Genomic DNA, 23,440 nt, shown 5'->3' on the forward strand with positions numbered 1-23,440 from the left:
CATATTATGGTATGCGCGGAGGGGTTCGAACCCTCGACCCCCTGATTAAAAGTCAGGTGCTCTACCGCTGAGCTACGCGCACATAATAAAAACCAATTCTTATCATGAATGTCGGATATATCGCCCTAAAACTATTTTGAAAAAATGGCAAGGGCAAATTAAGCATTTTAGCTTATGACCTCTGTTGCCAGCGGCAAGCGCGATAAAAAAATTATAATTATTATCTGCGCAACACCCGCACCATGCACCAATGCACAGCAATTGCGTTGCAAAAAAAATAGTTGTTATTACGCGAAGCGATGCCGCATTGCGCGCGATAACAATTAATTCAACTTCTGATTTTTGCCAGTCGATTTGCCGGTCGTCTTGTTCGGCTTGGCGGCCTTGCCCGCGCTGGGCTTTGGTTTGTCGCCGCCCGCGGTCGCCGCCACGCCGTTACTATTATCCTTATTGGCCTGTTCTTTTTCCAACTCCTGCATCCGTTGCACAAAATGCCCGTGGAAATCAATCGGTGGCAATAACAATGGCGGGTAACCGCCGTCCGCCACCGCCTTGGCAATAATGGCGCGGATGAAAGGGTAAAGATGCGATGGCACCTCCGCCGATAGAATCGGGTTGGTCATGTTTTCGTTTTTTGGGTTAACGCGCACGATGGCACCATATTGCGCCTCAACCATATACAATGTTTCCTCTTTTATTTTTGCCGCCAACGTCATTTTCATCACAACCTCGTAATCGGTGTCTTGCAATTTGTTAAGGCTGAGGTTCCAATCCATGTTATGTTGTGGCTCGCCCGTTACCGCGCCAACCAAAAATTTTAATATACCCGGGTTTTCAAATGAAAAATCACGCTGAAATTGGGTGAGTATCGCGTAGGGGGCGTCCATAATTTGGGTGTAATCTTTGGCCATAACAATCTCCTTTATATTGTTTCTGTCGTCTTTTTTATAATTTTTTTTATAAAAAAATTATGGTCATCAACCAATTCGGGGCGGAATTTTTTGATAAATATTATAGGGCATAACCGTGGTGAATTGCCACCACGCCGCCGGTTAGGTTTTCATAGCCGATTCGCTCGAAACCGCCAAGCTTCATTTTTTCAACCAATTCATCTTGGCTATAAAATAATTTAATGCTTTCGGCCAGGTAACGATAAGAATCCTCGTTACGCGCCACGTATTTGCCCAGCAACGGCAGAATCGTAAAATTGTATTTTTCATAAAGCTGGTCGAGCATGGGCAAAACCACCTTCGAAAATTCCAAACACAAAAACTTGCCGCCGGGTTTCAACACGCGGCGCATCTCGCGCAACGCCTTTTCTTTGTTGGTAACATTGCGCAGGCCAAAGGAAATGGTAACCGCATCGAATGTTTCATCGGCGAATGGTAATTCCTCGGCATTGCCAACCACAAAATCGATATTGCCAAACAAACCAGCGCGGTCGGCATTTTGTTGGCCACCGGTCATCATCTCCGCCGTTAGGTCCAGCACCGTGGCGCGTCGTTTGTCATTCGGCGCGGCATTTTTTAAATAACGAATGGCGATATCGCCGGTGCCGCCCGCGACATCCAGCAAATTGCTGTTATTGGGGATGCGGGCAACAAATTGGTCCTTCCAATGGCGGTGCAGGCCCAGGCTCATCAAATCATTCATCACGTCATATTTGTTGGCCACGCCGGCAAACAAATCGCGCACCCGGCCGGTTTTTTCACCGCGGTCGATTTTTTCAAAACCGAAATCTACTTTTTCGTCGTTATTCATTTTTTTATCCTCGCAAATTTTTTATTTTTTATCAAACAAAATGCGTTCCGCACCCGACACAATGGTGAAGCGGTCGCCGCGCGCACGGGCAATCATTGTTACATTGGCGCGCCGCGCCAATTCAACGCCGTAAACCGTGAACCCATTGCGCGACACCAATATCGGGATATTCATCAGCAAACATTTAATAACCATTTCCGACGTTAATCGCCCGGTGGTATAAAAAATCTTATCGTCGCCCGCGATATTATGTTGCCGCATGTAACCGGCGATTTTATCCACCGCATTGTGGCGACCGACATCCTCGACATATATTTTTGGTTCATCCCCCATCGCCAGCACACAGCCGTGAATCGCGCCGGCGGTTAAATAAAGGCTGGGCGTCAGGACAATTTTTTTTAACAAGGATTGCAATTGCGTGGTGGTGATTTTTTGCTGGCTGGTAATTTTTTGTTTTTCGACCTCGTCCATGATATCGCCGAACACCGTGCCCTGGCCACAGCCCGATGTCACAATTTTTTTCTTGGATTTGATTTCAAAATGGGTTGGTTTTTTGGTGCGCACCACGACGACGCCCAAATCATCATCGACATCGACCGCGGTTATTTCGTCGTCGGGCCGTAACATTTTTTGGTTGCTTAAAAAACCAATCGCCAAATAATCAGGGTGGTCGCCAATCGTCATGGCGGTAACAATTTCTTGGCTGTTAAGAAATATCGTCAGGGCGCGCTCGCGGATGGTCGGTTGGCTATGTTCGCGGCCATGTTCGTCTATCACCATCAGCGGCATGGTCAGGTTGTTATCGGCCGCGCCATCCACCGTCGGCGACAGCCAATAATCCCCGCGATAAAATTTTTCTGAAAATTGGTCGCGCGCCATGATGTTATTAACGATAATAAAGGGCGAGGAATATCAACACCCCAATCAACCATTGCCAGCGAAAATTTTGCAAATTGGCTTCAGATTTTTTTTCGGTTATCCGCCGATAACTATGTGCCATGGCCAACACCGCCAGCCCAAGGAAGCCGTAACCGACGATGGCTTCGCTATCGAGGTAAATAAACAACCCAACCAACAGCGCGGTCATTAACAAATAACAAATGCCGATGGCGTGTTTTACCTGACCACCAAAAACCAGGGTCGAGGTATGAAGCCCGAGCAAAAAATCATCGTCCTTATCCTGCAGGGCATATATCGTATCATAGGCCACGGTCCACAACACGCCAATCAGGTAAAGCCACCACAGGCCAAGGTCAAAATAATTATTGGTCGTCAACATGCCGGCGACCAACACACCAATGTTAAAGGTAAAACCGAGCCACAATTGCGGCAACAAAAACATGCGCTTCATCAACGGGTATGGCGCCACCAACCCCAGCGACAGCAAGGCCACAACATGCGACTGCTTGCTGTCAATCAACAGCAAGACAACAAAGCCAATCAGCAACAATATCGACATCAACCAAATGGCATGGTCAAGGCTCAATCGCCCACTGGCCAAGGGGCGGTCGCGGGTGCGGGCAACTTTCTTATCAAATTCGCGGTCCAAAATATCATTCCAGATACAACCGGCACTACGCAGGGCAAAGGCGCCAGCGGTGAAAACAAGGCCGTAATAAATAAATTCATCGAAGGAAAAACCCTGGTGATAAATCGCCAAACCCCAAAAACACGGCAGGAGCAACAGCCACACCCCAATCGGCCGGTCAAGCCGCATCAAGGCCACATCATCATGCCACCATTTTGGCGTGATGGCGAACAACCAATTTTTCGCTGGTTTTTTGGGTTGATTGCGTCCCAGTTTTTTGCCCATTTTTTTGGCTGTTTTTTTTGGTTTGCTCGCCATGATGGATTTCCTTTTTATCAATTTTAAAAATACTATAAGGTTTTCTTCTTATCGCTTCACCATTCGCCCGCCCATTGGTGTCCCCAGGCTACTACTATTGCGCTGTTGTTTTAAAAAATATATCGCTGATGAGTTTTTTTGTTTTTCGGGGCGTTTCTTTTTGCTGTTTTTTTAAAAAGCCCATTAACTGCCCTGAATTCTACCACAGGGCAAGCCGGGTTGCAATCATTGTTGCAATCTGATGCTTTTGTTATTATAGTATTTTTGCAACCAGTTTTATTATTTTATGACTCAATCGACCACTGCTTACCACGCGCCAGCCAAAGACACGCAGGGCACTCAGGGCGCGCCACCACCCCACGTAGCCGAAACAACGCCATCTGGCCAGCCAGCCGATAAAAAACTTTTTATCAAAAATTATGGTTGCCAAATGAATGTCTACGACGCCAACCGCATGGCGATGCATCTTGCCCCGCTGGGCTTTACAAAAACCGACGACGTGGCCGAGGCCGATGTGGTTATCCTCAACACCTGCCACATTCGCGAAAAGGCCGATGACAAGGTTTTCTCCGACATCGGCCGTTTGGAACGGCAAATGAAAAAAGACAGCCTCCTCACCCTGGCGGGTTGCACGGCGCAGAGCATCGGGCTGGAAATGCAAAAGCAAAAACCGCGCATCGATATCGTGGTTGGCACGCAAAATTATCACCGCCTGCCCGAGCTTATCAATCGCCGCGCGGCGTTAAAAAAACGCGTCGCCGATGTCGAATTTCCAGTTGAAAGCAAATTCGATTACCTGGCGCAGGAGCTAACCAACATGCCGATTGGTGGTAGCATATCGCAATTTTTGGCGGTGCAGGAAGGTTGCGATAAATTCTGTAGCTTCTGCGTTGTGCCCTACACCCGTGGCGCGGAATTTTCGCGGCCATTCGATTCGATTCTGCAGGAGGCAAAAAAATTACTAGCATCCGGCGCGCGCGAAATCACCTTGCTCGGCCAAAATGTCAATGGCTGGCATGGGCTTGGCCCCAGTGAAAATGGTAAGGCCAAGCCGTGGAACCTGGCGCGGTTAATCGGCGAATTATCGCTGTTGGATGGCTTGCTCAGCATTCGCTATATCACATCGCACGTGCGCGACATGGATGATGATTTGATTGCCGAACATGCCGGCAATAAAAAACTGCAACCATTTTTGCATTTACCATTGCAAAGCGGTTCGGATAAGATATTAAAGGCAATGAACCGTGGCCATACGTTAGACGATTACCGCCGCGTCATCGACAAAATAAAAACCGCGCAACCCGATATTGCTTTATCCTCCGACTTCATTGTTGGCTTCCCGGGGGAGGACGAAGAGGATTTCGAAGCCACCTTAGCCGCGGTTAAGGAAATCGGTTACACCGCCTGCTATTCATTTTGCTATTCGCCGCGCCCCGGCACGCCGGCGGCCGACATGCCGCAAATCGCCCAAGATATAAAATCGGCGCGGTTGCAACGTTTGCAAGCCCTGCTGAACCAGCAGGAGGAAAAATTTAACCGCGCCACGGTGGGCAAGGTTATCGATGTCTTGGTTGAAAAACCAACCCACAAACCCGGGCAATTGATGGGGCGTTCGCCATGGTTGCAACCCGTGCATTTTGATGGCGGTTATGCTATGATGGGACAAATGATAAAGGTAAAAATTACCGGGTGCGAAAAACATAGCCTGTTTGGCGAGGTCACCACCATAGCCGCCGCATAAAAAAAGAAAAAAATGGAACAGCGATTTTTAGAATTTAACGACAACCGTCGCCTGGCCGAACTCTATGGCGTTGGTCGCAAAAACCTTTCTGATTTGGAAAAATTATTGGCGATTGATATTATCGACCGCGGCAATATCTTAAAACTATCGGGCGATAAAAAAAATATCATGCTGGCGGAAAAAATCCTGCGCGGCATTTATGACCAGCAATTATCAAGCGACGATATTCGCACAACCATAAGAACCATCACCGACAATGACAATGCCGCCATCGACGAATCGGTTATCAACGTGCGCGGGCGGCGGATTCAATTGCGCACCGCCAACCAAAAAAAATTCTTGCAGGTGATGCGTGATAAAGATTTAAGTTTCGGCGTCGGCGCGGCCGGCAGTGGCAAGACCTACCTCGCCGTGGCCTATGGCTTATCATTATTGACATCGGGCGCTATCGAGCGGATGATTATCACAAGACCGGTGGTGGAGGCCGGCGAGAACCTTGGGTTTTTACCGGGCGACCTGACCGAAAAAATTGATCCCTATTTGCGGCCGATTGACGACGCGGCCAGCGAAATTATCGGCCAAGACCAGATGAAAAAATTGAAAGAATCGGGGCAAATCGAAATCGCCCCCCTGGCCTACATGCGCGGTCGCACCTTAAAAAAAGCTTTTATATTGTTGGACGAGGCGCAAAACACCAAACGCATGCAGATGAAAATGTTCCTGACGCGGTTGGGCGAGCGAAGCAAGATGGTCATCACTGGCGACGGGTCGCAAACCGATTTGGCGCGGCGTGACGAGGCCGGGTTAAAGGACGCGTTAAAAAAATTGGCAAATTTCCCCGAGGTCGGGGTGGTGGAATTCGGCATCGACGATGTGCAACGCCACGCGCTGGTGGGGAAAATCATTGCCGCCTATCAGGAGGATAGCGAAAAATAATGTTGGCTATTTTTAATTCTTTTGCGTCGCTTTTTAGCCGCTTCAAAATAATCATTGTCCGCGACGCGGTGGCGTGGCGCGATCGCGATATTTATTATTTGCTATGGCAATTGCGCCGCGCCCATCGCCAAATTCCCAACGCGCCAAAAAGGGCGGCGATAGAAATTCTTTTCACCGATGACAAACAAATGAAAAAATTAAAAAAAGATTTTCTGCACAGCGATAAGGCCACCAATGTTCTATCTTTCCCAAACCACCATCGCCATGATACGAAGGATATTTTTTTGGGCTCTATCGCCCTGGGGCATGGCGTTATCAACCGCGAGGCACGCGCCATGCAAAAAACATTTCGCAACCACTTAACGCATCTTGGCATTCATGGCTTGCTTCACCTGTTGGATTTCGACCATCAACAAGACAGCGAGGCCGATGCGATGGAGCGGTTGGAAATTTCCATCCTATCGCGCATCGGCATCGGCGACCCATATCAATAAAAAAATGTTAAAGAAATTTTTTCCCTTACGCAAAAAAAACATGCGCCAGCAATTGGACCAATTGGCCATGGCGCATGAAAAGCATCTTGACCAATTGAGCGAAAAGGAAATGGAGATGTTGAACAACATCATGACCGCGTCGCGCACCAAGGTCGAGGACGTGATGGTAACGCGCGCCGATATAAAATTTTTGTCGAGCCAAATGACCCTGCCCGAGGTAATTGCCGAGGTGGTGAAATCGCCGCAAACCCGTTACCCAATTTATGGCGACGACCCCGACCATATCATCGGCTTCATCCATTCAAAATCGATTTTGTGGGCATTGCATCATTATGGGTTGGATAACAAATCGCCACAAAAAACCGACAGCGATAAGGGCGATAAAGATAAAAATATTTTTTCCTTAAAACATTTGGCGCGGCCGGTGTTGTTTGTGTCGGGCGGTATGCCGGCTTTTGAATTATTGGCAAAAATGCGCGAAGACCGCCGCCACTTAGCGATTGTCGTCGACGAATATGGCGGCACCGACGGGTTGGTCACCGTGACCGACTTGGCGGAGGAAATTATCGGCGAGATGGACCGCGATATTTTTTCCACCAAAAAAGCCAGCGTTATCGAAACCAAGGAAGGTTATTTGGTCAACCCATTGATGCGCACCGAGGATTTTGAAGAATATTTTGGCCTGCCATTAAAATCGCCGGTCGATGATATCGACATTGACACGGTGGGCGGGGTGGTGTTGGCGCTGGCCGGTTACGTGCCGCAAAAGGGAACCCGTATAAAAACCAAGGATAAAAAAATAACCTTCATTGTTAAGGATTCGACCAACCGCATTATCAAAAGCCTGCTGGTCAAAAATGTTACGCCGGCGCAAAAAAACTTGATACGCAAAAGCATCATGCAGAAAAAAGTCAGTGGTAGCAATAGTAACAGCAAGGGTAACGGCAAAACAAAAACCAAACAGCCGACCAAAAATTAAATCAGCTATAAAATTATTTATAAGGCGGCGGCTTGCAATTCCTTGGCAATCAATTGCGCGTCGAGGCCTTTAAGCCCGATGACCACCAATTGCGATTCTTCACCTTGGCTTTCGGTCATGCTGAAATAACGTTCGATGCGCGGGCCGGCGACCTGCCAAATTTCTAAAAATTTTTTACCCGGGCGCGCCACCATGCCCTTGATACGTAAAATATCATGGTCGCGCAGGAGCGATAAAATCCTTTGTTCCAATTTTTTTTCATCGGCCACCACGCCAAACGGCACAATAAATGTGGCAAATTCATCGTGGCCATGTTCCTCGGCCCCCGCCCCATCATGGTGGCTTTTGCGGTTGGCCAAATCATTTTCCACCGCCTGCGCCATGCCCAATATCACCGCCGGGTCAACCACCGCATTTTCGGTTTCAATAATTTTTGCCGCCGGCCGCAACCCCTCCAGCTTGCCCGACCGCAAATCGGCGATAATTTGTTTTCGTTCGGCGGGCGACAACAAATCGCATTTGTTGAGCAAAACCAAATCGGCCGATAACAATTGATCCTCAAACAACTCGGCTATTTCATTTTCATGGTCGATTTTTTGTGATTGTTGCGCCTCGGTGCTTGGTGCCGCGTCTTGAAATTTACCGGTCAGAATCGCCGGCCCATCCAACACCGCCACCACGCCATCAACCGTAACAAGCGGCGCGATTTCATGCCATTGGAATGCCTGAAGCAAAGGCTTCGGCAGGGCAAGGCCAGAGGTTTCGATAATAATATGGTCGATTTTTTTATCGCTCGCCAATATTTTTTTCATCGCCGGTAAAAAATCATCGGCCACGGTGCAACAGATGCAACCATTGGCCAGCTCAATCACCTCCTGCGGTTTGCAATTGTCATCGCATTTGCTTTTGACAATGGCCTCATCCATGCCGAGCGAGCCAAATTCGTTAATCAATAGCGCGATGCGCCGCCCGCCGCTGTGCTTCAGCACATGGGCCAGCAGGCTGGTTTTGCCACTGCCCAAAAAGCCGGTGATGATGGTGGTGGGGATTTTTGCCTGCATTATTTTAAACTTACTATTTACTTGAATAACATGCTAAAATTGTTTAGTAAAGTGCCAACCAAAATTACGACAACCCGAACGATTTTATAAAACAAACCATCATGAATAATTTGTCCAACCAAAAAAATTTTTTTAACCAATCGTTGCAAGACAGCGACCCCGATATTTACGCCATCCACCAACGGGAATTAAAACGCCAATCCGAGGGGTTGGAAATGATAGCCTCCGAAAACCTGGTGTCGCGCGCCGTGATGGACGCCATCGGTTCGATATTCACCAACAAATATGCCGAAGGGTATCCGCATCGCCGTTATTACGGCGGGTGCGAATATGCCGACCAGATGGAGGACCTTGCCATCGCGCGGGTGTGCAAATTATTCGGCGCGAAATACGCCAATGTGCAACCCCATTCCGGGTCGCAGGCCAACCAAGCGGTTTTCATGGCCTTGATGAAACCGGGCGACACCTTCCTCGGCCTATCACTATCATCGGGCGGGCATTTGACCCACGGCGCGGCCGCCAACATCAGCGGTAAATGGTTCAAGCCGGTCAATTACGGCGTGCGCCAAGACGGCGTTATCGATTACGACCAAGTGGCCGATATGGCCATGGAGCATAAACCAAAAGTCATCATCACCGGTGGTTCGGCCTATGCGCGGGTTATCGATTTTAAAAAATTCCGCGACATCGCCGATAAGGTTGGTGCGTTTTTCTTTGTCGACATGGCGCATTTCGCTGGTTTGGTGGCGGCGGGCGAACACCCCAATCCGTTGCCCTTGGCCGATGTCGTAACCTCGACCACCCACAAAACCCTGCGCTGTTCGCGCGGCGGGTTGGTCTTGACCAATAACGAGGATATTGCCAAAAAAATCAACTCGGCGATTTTCCCCGGGTTGCAGGGCGGGCCATTGCTGGCGTCGATGGTGGGTAAGGCCGTCGGCTTTGGCGAGGCCTTGAAGCCAGAATTTAAAACCTACATCAAGCAAGTGGTCGAAAACGCCCATGTGCTGGCCGATGAATTGATGAAGGGCGGTTTGCAAATCGTCTCGGGCGGCACCGACACCCATTTGATGCTGGTCGATTTGCGGCCGAAAAAAATCACCGGCGATGTGGCGGAAAAATCATTGGACCGCGCCGGCATTACCTGCAACAAAAATGGTATTCCCAACGACCCCGAAAAACCAACCGTGACCTCGGGCATTCGCCTGGGCACGCCGGCCCTGACCAGCCGTGGTTTTGGCGTCGGCGAAATCAAAATGGTGGCGCAATATATTTTGGAAGTGCTCGACGGATTGCAAGGTGGTAAAACCGAAAACCCCAGCGTTGAGGCGGCGGTGAAGGCCAAGGTGTTAAAACTTTGCAACGCCTTCCCGATTTACAGCCACGCTTAAAAAAAATTCCGCTGATTCATGCGTTGCCCATTTTGCGCCCATGAAGAATCCGACGTTAAAGACTCGCGCTTAAGCGACGATGGCAAAACCATCAAGCGTCGCCGCCAATGCAAAAAATGCGGCGCACGCTTCACCACCTTTGAACGTATCGAACTGCGCGAATTGATGGTGATAAAAAAAGACGGCACGGCGCAAATTTTTCAACGCGAAAAATTGGCACGCTCGATTTCGCTGGCCTGCCGCAAACGCGGCATCGACAATGAAAAGATGGAGGCTATTATTTCCAGCCTGGTGCGCCAATTGGAAACCGCCGGCGACAGCGATATTCCGACCCAAACCATCGGCGAATGGGTGATGAAACGCCTCGCCAGTTTGGATAAGGTCGCCTTCATCCGCTACGCCTCGGTCTATAAAGATTTCGACCAGGTCAAAGATTTTGAAAATTTTATCGAACAAGAAATCGATGATAAAAACGATGATAAAAAATAATAAATTATCGTTGCAAGATGAAGAATATCTTAACCTCTGCCTTGCTTTAAGCTCGCGCCACCTTGGCCTGACCGGTGCCAACCCATCGGTCGCCGCCGTGTTGGCGACGCCAGCCAGCGTTATCGATGTCGCCATCACCGCCGTCCTTGGCCGGCCGCACGCCGAGGAGATATTATTCGCACGCCATTCCAACCTGCCGCCATCTGCCACGCTTTATTTATCGCTCGAACCCTGCGCCCATCAATCGCCGCACCGCACCAACAATTGCGCCACCACCATCGCCAACAGCGCGATAAAACGCGTTGTCGTCGCCGCGCTTGACCCCAACCCCAACACCCACGGCGCGGGCATGGCCATGATGGAAAAATCCGGCAAGTCGGTTTTGCGCGCCGATGAAAAATTTCAAGCCATGGCAAGAAAGCTTCACCAAGGTTTTTTTTACGCCATGGAGAAATCTGGGGAGGAGAATCGCCCACGTCCATTGGTCGCGGCAAAAATTGCCCTGTCGGCCGATGGTATTGCGGTGCCGCCCGCCGGCCAACCACGCCAAATCACCCGTGGCCAATTACAATTTTTTGCGCAATATCTTCGCTGTCGTTACGACGGGTTGTTGGTGTCGGCCAAGACAATAATTACCGACGACCCATTGCTAACGATTCGCGAACGCGGTTTAGAATCAATGGCGCGGCCGCGTTTTGTGCTGGAGGGTAACAACCGCTTAAGCGGCAAGGAAAAGATTTTTCAAACCACCCAACAGCCGCTGATTATCTTTACCGCCGAAAAAAATAACAACCTGCCGGCAAGCGCGAAGCAAATCATCTTGCCCGCCGACAACCATGGGCATTTTAATTTGCATGATGTGCTGGCGGCGGTCGTAACCTCGGGGGTTAATCGCCTGCTTGTCGAAACCGGCGGCGGGCTGGCGGATGAGCTCCACCAACAAAACCTGCTGGATGAATTATGGCTATGCCAACAGCAGGATGTTTTTTTGGCCGATGCCTCAACTAATAAAAATAATTTTATCGCCAGCACCGCGACCATTTTAAAAACCACGCCGAGCAATATCCCGAGCGAGGTCTTTGCCTTTGACAACAATACCAGCACCGCCAAAAAATATGACATCCGATAAAAAAACATCGCCTCAACCCATCAATGGTTTCGTTATCATTGATAAACCGGCCGGCCTGTCATCGACCCAAGCCATGGCCAAAACGCGAAAACTTTTTCAGGGGAAAAAGGCCGGCCACGGCGGCACGCTCGACCCATTTGCGACCGGCGTGCTGTTGGTCGCATTGGGGGAGGCCACCAAGGCACTGCCCTATATCCTAGCCAGCGATAAAGAATATGAATTCACCCTGCGGTTCGGGGGCGAAACCGACAGCCAAGACATAACCGGCGATATTGTGGCAACGACCGATGTCATCCCGACCCGCGCGGCGATAGAGGCGGCGCTACCATCCTTCCTCGGCGTGACAGCGCAAACCCCGCCGATGTTCTCGGCCATAAAAATTGACGGCGTGGCAAGTTACACCCGCGCCCGCCAAGCGCGTGCGGCAAGGCTTGCCGCTGAAAATGCAAACGCCACACCAACCACAGCGGCAACCATGCCGGCAAACCCCGCGCCAACCCCAGCCCCGCTTTCGCGCAACATTAGAATTGATGAATTCGCCCTTACCGCGCAATTGAACGAACGTGATTTTACATTTCGCGCCCGTGGCCAATCGGGGCTTTACATTCGCACCCTGGGGCACGACCTGGCAAAAAAATTGGGCTCGCTTGGCCATGTGGTGGCCCTGCGCCGCCTGGCGGTGGGAAATTTCTTACTGCGCGATGCTTTTTCCCTTGCAAAGCTAAGCCAAATGGATTATAGGGAGAGAGTGAATTTCGCGTTGCTTGATTTTTGCAACAGACGTTTATTTTCTGAAGACAATTCTGAAAATAACGAAAACAATCTTGATGAACATCTTGAAAATAATGTTGCAAAGAATATAGCGCGCTTAATGGGACTAAAAACAATTTTTTTAAACGCGGGTGATACCATCGCCCTCCGTTTAGGGAAAAAAATAACCACGAAGAAAAAAGAAGAAAATAAAAATTTGGATTTATTGTTAGCAATCGACGAAAACCATCAACCGATTGGTTTTGTATCTTGCACCAATGGTATCATCACCGCCAAAAGAATTTTTGTCCTATAAAAAACTAATCACCATCACCTTAAGAATTATTTGCCCGCCCATCACCATGTCTCTTACCGTTGCCGCGAAAAAAACCGCGATTAAAGATTTTGTTAGAAACGCCAAGGACACTGGCTCGCCAGAGGTCCAGGTCGCCATCATGACCGCGCGTATTAAAGATATCACCAGCCACCTTGAAACCCACCCAAAGGATATTCATTCGCGGCGTGGGCTATTGTTGCTGGTTGGTAAACGTCGTCGCCTGCTAAATTATTTGAAGCGGAAAGACGAAAAACTATACACCACGACCATCGAAAAGCTTGATTTAAGAAAATAGTGCCGTCGCAAACAAAAAGAAGAAAGAAAGAAAAGAAGAAATTATGTTTAACTATCACGTAGTAGAAAAAAATTGGGGCGGCAAAACATTAAAGTTAGAAACAGGTCATTTAGCAAGACAAGCAAACGGGGCGGTATTGGTAACATATGGTGACACCCAAGTGCTTTGCACGGTGGTCGCGGTAAAGGAATCAAAACCCGAACAAGATTTCTTCCCCCTATCGGTTCATTATCAAGAAAAATTTTATGCCGCGGGTCGCATCCCAGGCGGTTTTTTCAAACGCGAGGGTCGCCCCACCGAAAAGGAAGTGTTGACATCACGCCTTATCGACCGGCCAATTCGCCCATTGTTTCCCGAAACATTTCAAAACGAAACGCAAATCATTGCAACGTTATTGTCGCATGATTTGGAAAACGACCCGGATATCGCGGCGATGATTGGCTCCTCGGCCGCCCTCGCCATTTCGGGTATTCCCTTTTTGGGTCCCATCGGCGCATGCCGCGTGGCCTATAAAAACGACCAATTCATTCTTAACCCAATGAAATCGGAAATGCCGGGCACGTTGCTTGACCTCGTGGTTGCCGGCACAAAGGAAGGCGTCCTGATGGTCGAATCGGAAGCCCACCAATTAAGCGAAGAAACCATGCTCGATGCCGTTGTGTTTGGTCATAAGGCCTTGCAAGAAGTTGTCGAGATGATAAACGAATTAAAGGCGAAGGTTAACAACCCCGCTTGGGAAGTGCCATCGGCCCCGGCCCATGCCGCCACCTTGAAAAAAATCATTGATAAGGTTGCCACCGAACCGGTCAAGGCCGCCTATCAAAAAACCAAAAAACAAGAGCGTTACAACGACCTTGATGCGGTTAAAAAATTGGTTGCCGAAGCGGTCGCCAAGGAAGCGTCAGCCGAGATGGAAATTCCCGGTGCCAAGCAAGTGGTTGCCAAATTGTTGGATGATTTAAAGGCCATGATTGTGCGCGGCAATATCTTGTCGACCAAAAAACGTATCGATGGTCGCGGTTTGGAAAACATCCGCCAAATCGATTGCCAAGTTGGCGTGTTGAAAAAAACCCACGGCTCGGCGGTCTTTACCCGCGGCGAAACCCAGGCGTTGGTGATTGCCACGCTCGGCACGGCGCAGGACAAACAAATTATCGACGCTATCGACGGCGAATTCAAAGAAGAATTCCTGTTGCATTACAATTTTCCGCCATTTTCGGTGGGCGAGGCTGGCCGCATCGGCTCGCCCGGTCGCCGCGAAATCGGTCACGGCAAATTGGCGTGGCGCGCCCTGCGCCCCCTGCTCCCCAGCAAGGAAGATTTCCCCTACATGCTCCGTTTGGTGTCTGAAATCACCGAATCGAATGGTTCGTCATCGATGGCGTCGGTCTGCGGCGGTTCGATGGCCATGATGGACGCTGGCGTGCCGATGAAGGCACCCTGCGCCGGCATTGCCATGGGCTTGATTAAGGAAGGCACGGATTACGCCGTGTTGTCTGACATCTTGGGCGATGAAGATCATTTGGGCGATATGGATTTTAAAGTTGCCGGCACGAAAGACGGGGTTACCTCGCTTCAGATGGATTTGAAAATCACCTCCATCACGCCAGAAATTATGAAAATCGCCTTGGGTCAAGCCAAGGAAGGTCGCTTGCATATCTTGGGCGAAATGGCGAAAGCCATCGACCACGGGCGGCAAGAAGTGTCGAAGAACGCGCCACGCCTGACGACCTTTACCATTGCGAAGGAAAAAATTCGCGAAGTTATTGGCACGGGTGGCAAGGTCATTCGTGAAATCGTTGAAGTTACCGGCGCGAAGGTGGATATCGATGACGAAGGCGTCATCACCATTGCCGCCAACGACGAAACCAAGGGCAAGGCGGCATATGATTGGATTCAAGGCATCGTCGCCGAGGCCGAAGCCGGCAAAATTTACCATGGCAAGGTTGCCTCGGTGGTTGATTTTGGCGTGTTCGTCAATTACATGGGCGCGAAAGATGGTTTGGTGCATGTGTCAGAAATGGCCGAGCACCGCGTCAACCACCCGAGCGACATGGTGAAGGAAGGCGACATGGTATGGGTCAAATGCCTGGGCACCGAACGTGGTAAAGTCAGCCTGTCGATGCGCATGGTTGACCAACAATCGGGCGAAGATTTGAATTTAGAGCCAAAGAACAAAGGCGACCGCGGGGGCGGCGGTGGTGACCGCGGCGGCCGTGGCGGCGGCGGGTTTGGTGGTCGTGGCGGCGGCGGTGGTCGCGGTGGCGACCGTGGCGGCGGCGGTGGATTTGGCGGCCGTGGCGGTGGTGACCGCGGCGGCGGCGGTGGGTTCGGCGGTGGCCGGGTTCGTGAATTCAGCGGCGATGATTTCGGCGGCGGCGGTGATCGCGGTGGCGGTCGTGGCGGCGGCGGTGGATTTGGTGGCGGCGGTCGCGGCGGCGGCGGCAAAAGACGCCGCGATTTCTAGAATGAAAATCGCAAAAACCTAAGGTAATTTAAAAACCCCTTAAGAAGAAATTCTTAAGGGGTTTTTTTATGGTCTCATCCTAAAAACCAATTTATTCCTAAAAAATCAATACTCTGTTAAAAGTGGCATTATTAACAAAATCTTGACAATATGTTTTAAAATGGCTACTATAGTGGCAATTCCTTATGGAAGGTGGATGAATTAGCATCGTAAATGAGCCAGGTTGCAGTTAGTGCAAGCTGGCTTTTTTATTGGCTAAAGCATTTTTATACCATACCCTTTGATAGAATCTTTACTATCCCTTTTAATTTTTGGCGCAATAATTTCTAAAACTTTCTCATCAAATGAATTTTTTACTAATAACGTATTTATATCATATTGATGCAAAATAAATTTTCTCATGGGATTAACCAACATATCAGAGATTTCTAGCCCAATAATTCTATGGAACTTGCGCCTAATTTTTATTTCTCTTGCTGTTAAATTTCTTCTTATTTCATCTACACTACAATATTTAGTGCCATGATTGAAAAAATTATTAAAAGATTCTTTTAATGGGTTGTCTTCGTTGTTTCCCCTTGCCTCTATCATAATGTCGCCATAACCATTATTCTCTTTTAAACAACGAATATATCTTTCTAATAAAACATCCAGGCAATAATGATATGGGTGTGAAGCTAAATTCTGATATGTTGACCGATGTTTTTCTTTATCAATTACTACTGCTATCAACGATATTTCTGCATCACACAAAAAATCTAAATACATTTGATTGAATTGCTTTTCTATAATTTTGTCATTCAGTTTTTCAAAATGTTTTTTATGTCTTACGACATCGGTATAATGAAAAATTGGCATATCGTCCCTATCATCTGTAAACAATTCGCGTATTATTTCCAACTTTGGTGATAATGTATTTTCATAATATTCTTTAGCGATAATAACGCCTAACAAGCATAGATAGCGATTTTCTTTATTTTTATGGAAAGAATAAGTGGCGTCCCCACTCTCATCAATATAAAGACGATATATTGTCATAAGTTCAACTACTAAGAAGTAGAATAAGAAGTCAATATAAAGTTGATAAAAAATAATAAAACTAACTGGCAATCACCAAGGCGGGCGGGCGGGCTTACGCCTTACTAAACAATCGAAAAAAATTTTCGGTGGTGATGGCACGAATTTCCTCCAGCGAGACATTTTTTACCTCGGCCAGAACCTTCGCGGTGTTTGGCAAAAACGATGGTTCGTTTTTTCGACCGCGATGGGGTATCGGCGCAAGGTAAGGCGAATCGGTTTCCAACAACAACCTATCGAGCGGCACATCGCGCACCACGTCGCGAATATCTTGCGCCTTCGGGAATGTTAAAATGCCCGACAGCGAAATGTAAAAACCCAAATCGAGCGCGCCCATCGCCAAATCGCGGCCCGACGAAAAACAATGGATGAGGCCGGTCAATTTGCCGCCATCAGATTCAGAACGCAACACATCGATGGTTGCTTGGTCGGCAGACCGGCTGTGCACAATTATCGGCAGGCCGGTTTGCCGCGCCACCGCCAAATGGGTGCGGAACGATTCCTCCTGGTTCTTTCTATCCGAATGGTCGTAAAAAAAATCCAACCCCGATTCGCCAATGCCAATAACCTTCGGGTGTTTTGTTTCATGTAATAATATATCGGCGGATAATTTTATTGTGGCGCCCTCTTGCATCGCCTCGTCGCTGTCATGCGGGTGCACGCCAACCGCGGCGTAAACATCGGGGAATGCATCGGCAATTTGCAAAATCGATGGAAATGTTTCCATCTTGGTCGAGATGCTCAAAAATTTGCCCACACCATTTTCTTTGGCGCGGGCAATAACATCGGCCACCGCCAAGCCATCGCGCTGTAAAAAATCCAAATGGCAATGGCTATCAACAAAATAATTTTTATCGGTCATGTGCTGAAAAATAAATTATTATAAAATACGTGGAAAAATGCCAGCCGGCGTTGGCAATTGTTTGGTTGGCGCGTAATCTTTTCCCAAATTTGAAAAAGTTTTTTCATCGACCGCCAATTGCGCCAATAATTTTTCGGCGGACGCCGGCAGAAAACATTGCAACAAAATCGCAATGTCTTTTAACGCCATCAACACAACCCACAACACGGCCTCCATCGCGGCCTTATCGGTTTTGGCCAAGGTCCAGGGGGCGGCCTTATCGATGTAACGATTCGCCTCGCCAATTACTGCCCAAATCGATTCCAACGCGCGGTGGAATGCCAAATTCGCCAGATGTTTTTCAACCTCGGGCAAGATATTTTTTGCCATCGCTAGTAATTGTTCGCCGTCTGGGGTTATGGCGGATTTTTTCGGCGCGGTGCCAGATAAATGTTTCGCAACGAAAGATAGGGTGCGTTGCGCCAAATTGCCAAGGTCGTTGGCCAGGTCGTGGTTGCATCGGTCGCGCATCATGTCCTCTGAAAAATCGCCGTCCTCGCCGAATGAAACCTGGCGCAATAAAAAATAACGCGTTTGGTCGCAACCAAATTTTTCGACCAAATAATTTGGGTCGATAACATTGCCAATTGATTTTGACATTTTTTGCCCATTGTTCATCCACCAACCGTGGGCAAAAATTTTCTGCGGCAGGGCAAGGCCAGCCGCCATCAACATTGCCGGCCAATAAACCGCGTGAAAACGAATAATATCCTTGCCCACCAAATGCAAATCGCACGGCCAAAATTTTTTGAATTTTTCTTGCGCCTTGTCGTTATCTTCACCAAAACCAATCGCGGTTAAATAATTGGTCAGGGCGTCGAGCCAAACATACATCACATGGTTGGAATCGCCGGGCACCGGCACGCCCCACGAAAAATTTTTGCGCGAGATTGATAAATCCTTTAATCCGCCACGCACAAAACTTATCACCTCGTTGGCGCGAATTTTTGGCGCAATAAAATCGGGGTGGGATTCATAATGCGCCAATAATTTTTCTTGAAACATTGACAATTTAAAAAAATAACTTTCTTCCTGCACCCACACCGCCTCGGCACCACTTGGCGCGATGTATTTGCCATCGGCGTTTTTGGTTAACTCCGATTCCTGGTAATAGGCCTCATCGCGCACCGCGTAAAACCCCTCGTAATTTCCCTTGTAAATAAACCCAGCCGCCGCCAATTTTTCCCACAAAATTTGGCAAGTCGCTTTATGCCGTGCCTCGGTCGTGCGAATGAAATCATCCGGGCTGTCGTTCATTGTGATTATCAAGTCGCGAAAATTTTGCGACACCTGGTCGGTCAATTCTTGCGGCGAGATATTTTTATCCTTGGCCGCCTTCTCGACCTTTTGCCCATGTTCGTCGGTGCCGGTCAGAAAAAAAACATCGTCACCCTTTAACCGATGAAACCGCGCCAACACGTCGGCCGCCAAACTGGTGTAGGCGTGACCGATATGGGGTTTGTCGTTGACATAATAAATCGGGGTCGTAATATAATATTTGGTCATTCGACCCACCTTAAACAAAAAATATCAAGCTGGCAACCATCGATGATGGAGGGCGTCATTTGTTTCATCAAGCAATTGCAGGACCAAATAATCGCGGTTTAAATTTTTTGGTGGGAAGCCGCGACCAAAGGCGGTTTTTTGCATTTGCCAAAAATCCAACCAATCCTTTAGCTCGCGGCTGGCCAAAAACAGGTCGAAGGTTTTTTCTTCATCGGCGAATAATGCTTGGGCGGAACCATCGGCCGGCAGAAATGTTTTTTCGGCATGACGCGCCAGGCGTAAAAAAAACGCCTCGACCATCGATAAAAATAATTGCGCGCGCGGCGGGTTTTCTTGCGCCAACAAATTGGTAAGGAATTTTTTGCGACGTGCGGGTTTTTCGTTGTCGGGGTTGATAAAAAAATCCAACCAATCGCGATAGATATTTAACCCGGCCTCGTTATAAATTTCGACCGCCCGCCCCAACCGACCGGCGGCCAGGCCGGCCATCGCCGCCTGCTCCGCCGGGTTGGCGGTCGGCAATAATGACCCCAGTGCCGACAATAATTTTTCTGGCGGTAATGGGTTTAGCGGCAAAAGAAAACAGCGCGACCTTATCGTCGCCGGCAATATCCCGGGCCGATGGCTGATAAGAAAAAATATTGTGTTTTGCGGTGGCTCCTCCAAATTTTTTAGCAAGGCGTTGGCGGCGGCCGGATTCATGTCCTCGGCCCCGTCTATCATAACAATGCGTGGCAAGTTTTTATCAAACCCATGGAACGATAAAAACCCCGATATGCCGCGCACCATGCCGACGGTGATTTGCGTCTTTTTACCATCGCGCGCCGCCGGTTTGTCATCGCCGTCGGTGTCGGCGGTTGCCGATGCCATGGTTTTATCCAACAACAAAAAATGCGGGTGCGACCCGTCGCGCAATTGCTTGGCAATATCAACCGCCGAAATTATGTTCGCTGTTGCGATAGGTTTTTTTTCATCCGCCGGCGCATCAACCAAATTATCCATCGGTAAAACATTTGGCAAAGCCGCCGGCAAATCGCCACCAAACAAATCGGGCATGGCGTCGTCATTGCTGGCAGTTTTTTTGTCGACCACGATATTATCCTTTGGCACCATGACTATCCCTGAATCGGGCGTGGCGCGCGATAATAGTTTTATAATTACGTGATAGGCCAAGGTCGCCTTGCCCACGCCCTTTGGCCCGGTCAACAACCAGGCGTGATGTTTTATCCGCGACCCCAACAACCCATCGGTCAGGGTTTTTAGTGCCGCGTCATGCCCGATAATTTTTTGCATCGTCGATGGATGCAACCCCAGCGATGCCACCGCGGATGGTTTTGCCGAACCAGAGGCCGAGCCAGACGAGGGCGCACCAGACGAAAAATTTTCTCGCGCCATATTATTTTTTTAGCAATTTTATTATGTTTTTTTCAACCGCCGCCGCCACCACATCCTCGGGTTGCAAGCCGTCAATCACCACCATGTTACGCCGATGCTCGTCGGCTATCTCCAAAAATCCCAAGCGCACTTTTTCAAAAAATTCTATCGGCTTTTCTTCTATCATGTCTTTTTTTTCACGACCGCTATCCAACCGCAACATCGCGGCCTGGGGGGCGATGTCTATCAAAAAAACGCGGTCGGGTTTTATAATGGCATCAATCGGCGCGCTGAGTTTTTTTATCATCTCGATATCGCCGCCCATGCCATACCCTTGGTAGGCGAGCGTCGAATAAGAAAACCGGTCGCAAATCACCACCTTACCCATTTGCAACGCCGGCAAGATGGTGTTGCGGATATGGTCGACCCGCGCCGCCAACAACATATAAATCATCGCCAAATTATCCCATTTTTTTGCCGATTGGTGGAGCAGTTGCGTCCGCACCCACGCACCCAAAGCCATATCCCGCGATTCGTCAACCTTGGTCGATTTTTTTTGCGGCTCTTGGGTCATTAATATATCGTAACCCATCGCCGCCATCGTTGAACGCAACCTGTTTGCTTGACTGGTTTTACCCGAACCGTCTATCCCCTCGAATACAATGAATAATCCCGAAAATAATTCCTGTGCCATGACCATATTTACCCTTGCTGAACCTTGCTGTAACTTTGTCCGCATTTTTACCTTGTTGAAAAAATAGACAGAATCAAGCTAGAAGTAAAGTCATAAATCATTCCTCACCTGCTATCCTTTCCATCCCATGCCCCAAGACATCACCCGCATTATCGACCCCAACCCGTCGCCTGTCGAGGACAGGTTACGCGATGGTGATGAAGCCGCGGCCACCATTCGGCCAAAATTATTGGCCGATTTCGTCGGCCAGGAGCAGTTGAAAAAAAACCTGTCGATGGCGATTCAATCGGCCAAGCAACGCGGCGCGGCGATGGACCATTTATTATTTTTTGGGCCGCCCGGGCTGGGTAAAACAACCCTGGCGCAAATTGTCGCCAACGAATTGGGGGTTAATTTTCGCGCCACCGCCGGGCCGGTGTTAACGCGCGCCGGCGATATTGCCGCGATTTTAACCGCCTTGCAAGAAAATGACGTTTTGTTTATCGACGAAATTCACCGCCTGCATCCATCGGTCGAGGAAATTTTATATTCGGCGATGGAGGATTTTCAAATCGATATTTTAATTGGTGAGGGGCCGTCGGCCAAGTCGGTGCGCATCAACCTGAAACCCTTCACCCTTATCGCCGCCACCACCCGCGCCGGCCTTATCGCCAAGCCATTGCGCGACCGGTTTGGCCTGTCGCTCCATCTTGATTTTTATAACGAGGGCGATCTGGCAAAAATTATCACCCGTCAGGCATCGATTTTTAACATCACGCTGGGGGCCAACGGCGCGGCGGAAATCGCCAAGCGCAGTCGCGGCACGCCGCGCGTCGCCGGCCGATTAACCCGCCGCGTGCGCGACCACGGGGTGATTAACAAATTATCGGTCATCGACCAAACCATGGTGGTGGCGGCGATGAGCAACCTGGCGATTGATAGCCTGGGGCTGGACGACCTTGACCGAAAATACCTAACCTGCCTCGCCGAATTTTACAGCGGCGGCCCCACCGGCATCGACAACCTGTGCGCCGCCTTGGGCAACGAACGAGATATATTGGAGGAGGTGGTCGAACCCTTCCTTATTCAAAAAGGTTTCATCATGCGCACCAGCCGTGGCCGCGTCTTGGGGAAGGAAGGCTACAGCTACCTCGGCCTCAAACCGAAAAACCCCATCGTGGCCGATGCGCAATTTATTTGATGAAAAAATTTCCCTAAAATTTGTTCAGGCCTCGAACCTTCCCCTGTCATTCTCGAAAATTTTTCTTGCCATGTTGCGCATGCCATAAAGCCTGTCGGCGTGCTAAAGCAAGGGAGGCAATGCGGCATCTTCTAAATCAACCGATTAAAAATTGACGCCCAAACCCGCGCCAACAAACAGGGCAAGCGGCCCGGCTATGCTGGTGTAGGTTATCGCGCCGGATTCTTTTTGGCCACTAACCGAACCCTCACTGCCAAAATAACGCACGTTGAATAATTCATGGATGTATTTCACATTGATGTCAGCATGCAACATGCCATTGTCATATTCCAACGCCACCTGTGGCGCCAGCACAAAACCGGCATCGTCCTTCGCCGAACCGCCCGAACCCGCCGCCGACGAATCTTTACAGGTACCATTGTCATAGGTGTAACCCAATTTTGATTCGCATATCGATTTATCCGCCGCCGCCGCCACGACCCATGTCTTGTTGCTAACCACGCCGCTAAGGTTGGCCTGTTGCTTGTTGTTCAAACTATCCCACACACTGGTAAGCATTGCGACCTTACTGCCCGATTCAAAATTAACACCTTGACCCGCCAGGCTATTAACGCCGACGATGGTCGCAAAGTTGCCCAAAACTTCGCTCCACACGCTGTAGGCAACGGGATGGCTAGCATCCCAATCAAGCAAGGAAACTTTTCCATTATTAATGGCCGTGGCAATTTGTAAATCGGTAAATCCTGCTACTGCGTTAACATCTGGATTTCCCGCTAGATTACATTTGTTAGTGCTAACACTACCGCTCCCCAATACCCCGGCTGAAACGCCCTGCGAATCAGCGAATAATGTATTAGCCGAAATAACAGCGCAGTTCCCGGTAAGGGCGGTGCTTCGACCAAAATCACTAAGGGTTGCCCCAGATTTTGCGATATAACTCGCCCCGCCGGCAACCTTCACCCCACTGCTTTGCGGGCCATTGCTGGCGGAAATTTTTTGCGCCCAGCTGACGTCGGACAGGCTGAAACCAAC

22 protein-coding genes and 1 tRNA gene are annotated in these 23,440 nt (G+C 49.3%); 11 read left to right on the forward strand and 12 right to left on the reverse strand.

What is annotated here, in order from left to right:
• Nucleotides 1–7: 7 nt before the first annotated feature.
• The 5 genes from QM529_05390 to QM529_05410 form a co-directional block, all read right to left on the reverse strand.
• A tRNA-Lys gene (locus QM529_05390) sits at nucleotides 8–82 on the reverse strand.
• A gap of 241 nt (nucleotides 83–323) precedes the next feature.
• On the reverse strand, nucleotides 324–911 hold the full coding sequence (locus QM529_05395; protein MDI9314086.1) for a protein-export chaperone SecB: 588 nt from the start codon (nucleotides 909–911) through the stop codon (nucleotides 324–326).
• A gap of 100 nt (nucleotides 912–1,011) precedes the next feature.
• Nucleotides 1,012–1,761, reverse strand: coding sequence for a class I SAM-dependent methyltransferase (locus tag QM529_05400; protein ID MDI9314087.1), 750 nt, complete (start codon nucleotides 1,759–1,761; stop codon nucleotides 1,012–1,014).
• Between the two features lie 21 nt (nucleotides 1,762–1,782).
• Complete coding sequence (locus QM529_05405) at nucleotides 1,783–2,640, reverse strand: formate dehydrogenase accessory sulfurtransferase FdhD (GenBank protein MDI9314088.1); 858 nt, start codon at nucleotides 2,638–2,640, stop codon at nucleotides 1,783–1,785.
• 7 nt (nucleotides 2,641–2,647) lie between these two features.
• Nucleotides 2,648–3,607, reverse strand: coding sequence for a 4-hydroxybenzoate octaprenyltransferase (locus tag QM529_05410; GenBank protein MDI9314089.1), 960 nt, complete (start codon nucleotides 3,605–3,607; stop codon nucleotides 2,648–2,650).
• Between the two features lie 286 nt (nucleotides 3,608–3,893).
• On the opposite strand from QM529_05410, the gene miaB reads away from it, so the two are divergent.
• The 4 genes from miaB to QM529_05430 are packed head-to-tail and all read left to right on the forward strand — an operon-like array spanning nucleotide 3,894 to nucleotide 7,757.
• Nucleotides 3,894–5,348 (forward strand): tRNA (N6-isopentenyl adenosine(37)-C2)-methylthiotransferase MiaB, encoded by a 1,455-nt coding sequence (gene miaB, locus QM529_05415; GenBank protein MDI9314090.1) that lies wholly within the window; start codon nucleotides 3,894–3,896, stop codon nucleotides 5,346–5,348.
• A gap of 12 nt (nucleotides 5,349–5,360) precedes the next feature.
• Complete coding sequence (locus QM529_05420; protein ID MDI9314091.1) at nucleotides 5,361–6,284, forward strand: PhoH family protein; 924 nt, start codon at nucleotides 5,361–5,363, stop codon at nucleotides 6,282–6,284.
• Entirely contained in the window at nucleotides 6,284–6,778 is a 495-nt protein-coding gene (gene ybeY, locus QM529_05425) for an rRNA maturation RNase YbeY (protein ID MDI9314092.1), read from the forward strand. The genes QM529_05420 and ybeY overlap by 1 nt, the downstream gene beginning before the upstream one ends.
• A gap of 4 nt (nucleotides 6,779–6,782) precedes the next feature.
• Entirely contained in the window at nucleotides 6,783–7,757 is a 975-nt protein-coding gene (locus tag QM529_05430; GenBank protein ID MDI9314093.1) for a transporter associated domain-containing protein, read from the forward strand.
• Between the two features lie 17 nt (nucleotides 7,758–7,774).
• On the opposite strand, the gene cobW is transcribed toward QM529_05430, so the two are convergent.
• The gene (gene cobW / locus QM529_05435) at nucleotides 7,775–8,818 is read right to left on the reverse strand and encodes a cobalamin biosynthesis protein CobW (GenBank protein ID MDI9314094.1); all 1,044 of its coding nucleotides are present in this window, start codon (nucleotides 8,816–8,818) and stop codon (nucleotides 7,775–7,777) included.
• A gap of 101 nt (nucleotides 8,819–8,919) precedes the next feature.
• Between cobW and glyA the strand changes: the two genes are divergently transcribed.
• The 6 genes from glyA to pnp are packed head-to-tail and all read left to right on the forward strand — an operon-like array spanning nucleotide 8,920 to nucleotide 15,676.
• Complete coding sequence (glyA, locus tag QM529_05440) at nucleotides 8,920–10,209, forward strand: serine hydroxymethyltransferase (GenBank protein MDI9314095.1); 1,290 nt, start codon at nucleotides 8,920–8,922, stop codon at nucleotides 10,207–10,209.
• Nucleotides 10,210–10,227: 18 nt separating this feature from the next.
• A complete protein-coding gene (nrdR, locus tag QM529_05445; GenBank protein ID MDI9314096.1) occupies nucleotides 10,228–10,698 on the forward strand; it encodes a transcriptional regulator NrdR in 471 nt (156 codons plus the stop codon).
• A complete protein-coding gene (locus tag QM529_05450; protein MDI9314097.1) occupies nucleotides 10,685–11,827 on the forward strand; it encodes a dihydrofolate reductase family protein in 1,143 nt (380 codons plus the stop codon). Before nrdR ends, QM529_05450 begins: the two co-directional genes overlap by 14 nt.
• Nucleotides 11,814–12,893, forward strand: coding sequence for a tRNA pseudouridine(55) synthase TruB (gene truB / locus QM529_05455; GenBank protein ID MDI9314098.1), 1,080 nt, complete (start codon nucleotides 11,814–11,816; stop codon nucleotides 12,891–12,893). The genes QM529_05450 and truB overlap by 14 nt, the downstream gene beginning before the upstream one ends.
• Before the next feature lie 46 nt (nucleotides 12,894–12,939).
• Nucleotides 12,940–13,209: a 30S ribosomal protein S15 gene (rpsO, locus tag QM529_05460; protein ID MDI9314099.1), complete on the forward strand. Its 270-nt coding sequence runs from the start codon at nucleotides 12,940–12,942 to the stop codon at nucleotides 13,207–13,209.
• Between the two features lie 43 nt (nucleotides 13,210–13,252).
• Complete coding sequence (gene pnp / locus QM529_05465) at nucleotides 13,253–15,676, forward strand: polyribonucleotide nucleotidyltransferase (protein ID MDI9314100.1); 2,424 nt, start codon at nucleotides 13,253–13,255, stop codon at nucleotides 15,674–15,676.
• Between the two features lie 255 nt (nucleotides 15,677–15,931).
• On the opposite strand, the gene QM529_05470 is transcribed toward pnp, so the two are convergent.
• From QM529_05470 to tmk, 5 genes are all read right to left on the reverse strand, one after another.
• The gene (locus QM529_05470) at nucleotides 15,932–16,714 is read right to left on the reverse strand and encodes a hypothetical protein (GenBank protein ID MDI9314101.1); all 783 of its coding nucleotides are present in this window, start codon (nucleotides 16,712–16,714) and stop codon (nucleotides 15,932–15,934) included.
• A 94-nt stretch (nucleotides 16,715–16,808) separates the two neighbouring features.
• Nucleotides 16,809–17,615, reverse strand: a complete 807-nt coding sequence (locus QM529_05475; GenBank protein MDI9314102.1) for a TatD family hydrolase — start codon at nucleotides 17,613–17,615, stop codon at nucleotides 16,809–16,811.
• 18 nt (nucleotides 17,616–17,633) lie between these two features.
• Nucleotides 17,634–19,160 (reverse strand): methionine--tRNA ligase, encoded by a 1,527-nt coding sequence (gene metG / locus QM529_05480; GenBank protein ID MDI9314103.1) that lies wholly within the window; start codon nucleotides 19,158–19,160, stop codon nucleotides 17,634–17,636.
• A gap of 24 nt (nucleotides 19,161–19,184) precedes the next feature.
• Nucleotides 19,185–20,555, reverse strand: coding sequence for a hypothetical protein (locus QM529_05485; protein MDI9314104.1), 1,371 nt, complete (start codon nucleotides 20,553–20,555; stop codon nucleotides 19,185–19,187).
• A gap of 1 nt (nucleotide 20,556) precedes the next feature.
• Complete coding sequence (gene tmk, locus QM529_05490) at nucleotides 20,557–21,228, reverse strand: dTMP kinase (GenBank protein MDI9314105.1); 672 nt, start codon at nucleotides 21,226–21,228, stop codon at nucleotides 20,557–20,559.
• A 127-nt stretch (nucleotides 21,229–21,355) separates the two neighbouring features.
• Between tmk and ruvB the strand changes: the two genes are divergently transcribed.
• Nucleotides 21,356–22,408 carry a Holliday junction branch migration DNA helicase RuvB gene (gene ruvB, locus QM529_05495; protein ID MDI9314106.1) on the forward strand — a complete coding sequence of 351 codons (1,053 nt, stop codon included), beginning with the start codon at nucleotides 21,356–21,358 and terminating at the stop codon, nucleotides 22,406–22,408.
• 144 nt (nucleotides 22,409–22,552) lie between these two features.
• Here the strand turns inward: ruvB and QM529_05500 are convergent.
• On the reverse strand, nucleotides 22,553–23,440 hold an 888-nt coding region (locus QM529_05500; GenBank protein MDI9314107.1), incomplete at its 5' end, for a hypothetical protein.

The sequence above is a fragment of the Hydrotalea sp. genome (assembly GCA_030054115.1).
GTDB lineage: Bacteria > Pseudomonadota > Alphaproteobacteria > JASGCL01 > JASGCL01 > JASGCL01.

What these genes read in the sequence shown, in the direction of transcription:
- QM529_05395 (MDI9314086.1), bottom strand. Translation starts at nt 911, where the DNA reads ATGGCCAAAGATTACACCCAAATTATGGACGCCCCCTACGCGATACTC.
- QM529_05400 (MDI9314087.1), bottom strand. Translation starts at nt 1,761, where the DNA reads ATGAATAACGACGAAAAAGTAGATTTCGGTTTTGAAAAAATCGACCGC.
- QM529_05405 (MDI9314088.1), bottom strand. Translation starts at nt 2,640, where the DNA reads ATGGCGCGCGACCAATTTTCAGAAAAATTTTATCGCGGGGATTATTGG.
- QM529_05410 (MDI9314089.1), bottom strand. Translation starts at nt 3,607, where the DNA reads ATGGCGAGCAAACCAAAAAAAACAGCCAAAAAAATGGGCAAAAAACTG.
- miaB (MDI9314090.1), top strand. Translation starts at nt 3,894, where the DNA reads ATGACTCAATCGACCACTGCTTACCACGCGCCAGCCAAAGACACGCAG.
- QM529_05420 (MDI9314091.1), top strand. Translation starts at nt 5,361, where the DNA reads ATGGAACAGCGATTTTTAGAATTTAACGACAACCGTCGCCTGGCCGAA.
- ybeY (MDI9314092.1), top strand. Translation starts at nt 6,284, where the DNA reads ATGTTGGCTATTTTTAATTCTTTTGCGTCGCTTTTTAGCCGCTTCAAA.
- QM529_05430 (MDI9314093.1), top strand. Translation starts at nt 6,783, where the DNA reads ATGTTAAAGAAATTTTTTCCCTTACGCAAAAAAAACATGCGCCAGCAA.
- cobW (MDI9314094.1), bottom strand. Translation starts at nt 8,818, where the DNA reads ATGCAGGCAAAAATCCCCACCACCATCATCACCGGCTTTTTGGGCAGT.
- glyA (MDI9314095.1), top strand. Translation starts at nt 8,920, where the DNA reads ATGAATAATTTGTCCAACCAAAAAAATTTTTTTAACCAATCGTTGCAA.
- nrdR (MDI9314096.1), top strand. Translation starts at nt 10,228, where the DNA reads ATGCGTTGCCCATTTTGCGCCCATGAAGAATCCGACGTTAAAGACTCG.
- QM529_05450 (MDI9314097.1), top strand. Translation starts at nt 10,685, where the DNA reads ATGATAAAAAATAATAAATTATCGTTGCAAGATGAAGAATATCTTAAC.
- truB (MDI9314098.1), top strand. Translation starts at nt 11,814, where the DNA reads ATGACATCCGATAAAAAAACATCGCCTCAACCCATCAATGGTTTCGTT.
- rpsO (MDI9314099.1), top strand. Translation starts at nt 12,940, where the DNA reads ATGTCTCTTACCGTTGCCGCGAAAAAAACCGCGATTAAAGATTTTGTT.
- pnp (MDI9314100.1), top strand. Translation starts at nt 13,253, where the DNA reads ATGTTTAACTATCACGTAGTAGAAAAAAATTGGGGCGGCAAAACATTA.
- QM529_05470 (MDI9314101.1), bottom strand. Translation starts at nt 16,714, where the DNA reads ATGACAATATATCGTCTTTATATTGATGAGAGTGGGGACGCCACTTAT.
- QM529_05475 (MDI9314102.1), bottom strand. Translation starts at nt 17,615, where the DNA reads ATGACCGATAAAAATTATTTTGTTGATAGCCATTGCCATTTGGATTTT.
- metG (MDI9314103.1), bottom strand. Translation starts at nt 19,160, where the DNA reads ATGACCAAATATTATATTACGACCCCGATTTATTATGTCAACGACAAA.
- QM529_05485 (MDI9314104.1), bottom strand. Translation starts at nt 20,555, where the DNA reads ATGGCGCGAGAAAATTTTTCGTCTGGTGCGCCCTCGTCTGGCTCGGCC.
- tmk (MDI9314105.1), bottom strand. Translation starts at nt 21,228, where the DNA reads ATGGCACAGGAATTATTTTCGGGATTATTCATTGTATTCGAGGGGATA.
- ruvB (MDI9314106.1), top strand. Translation starts at nt 21,356, where the DNA reads ATGCCCCAAGACATCACCCGCATTATCGACCCCAACCCGTCGCCTGTC.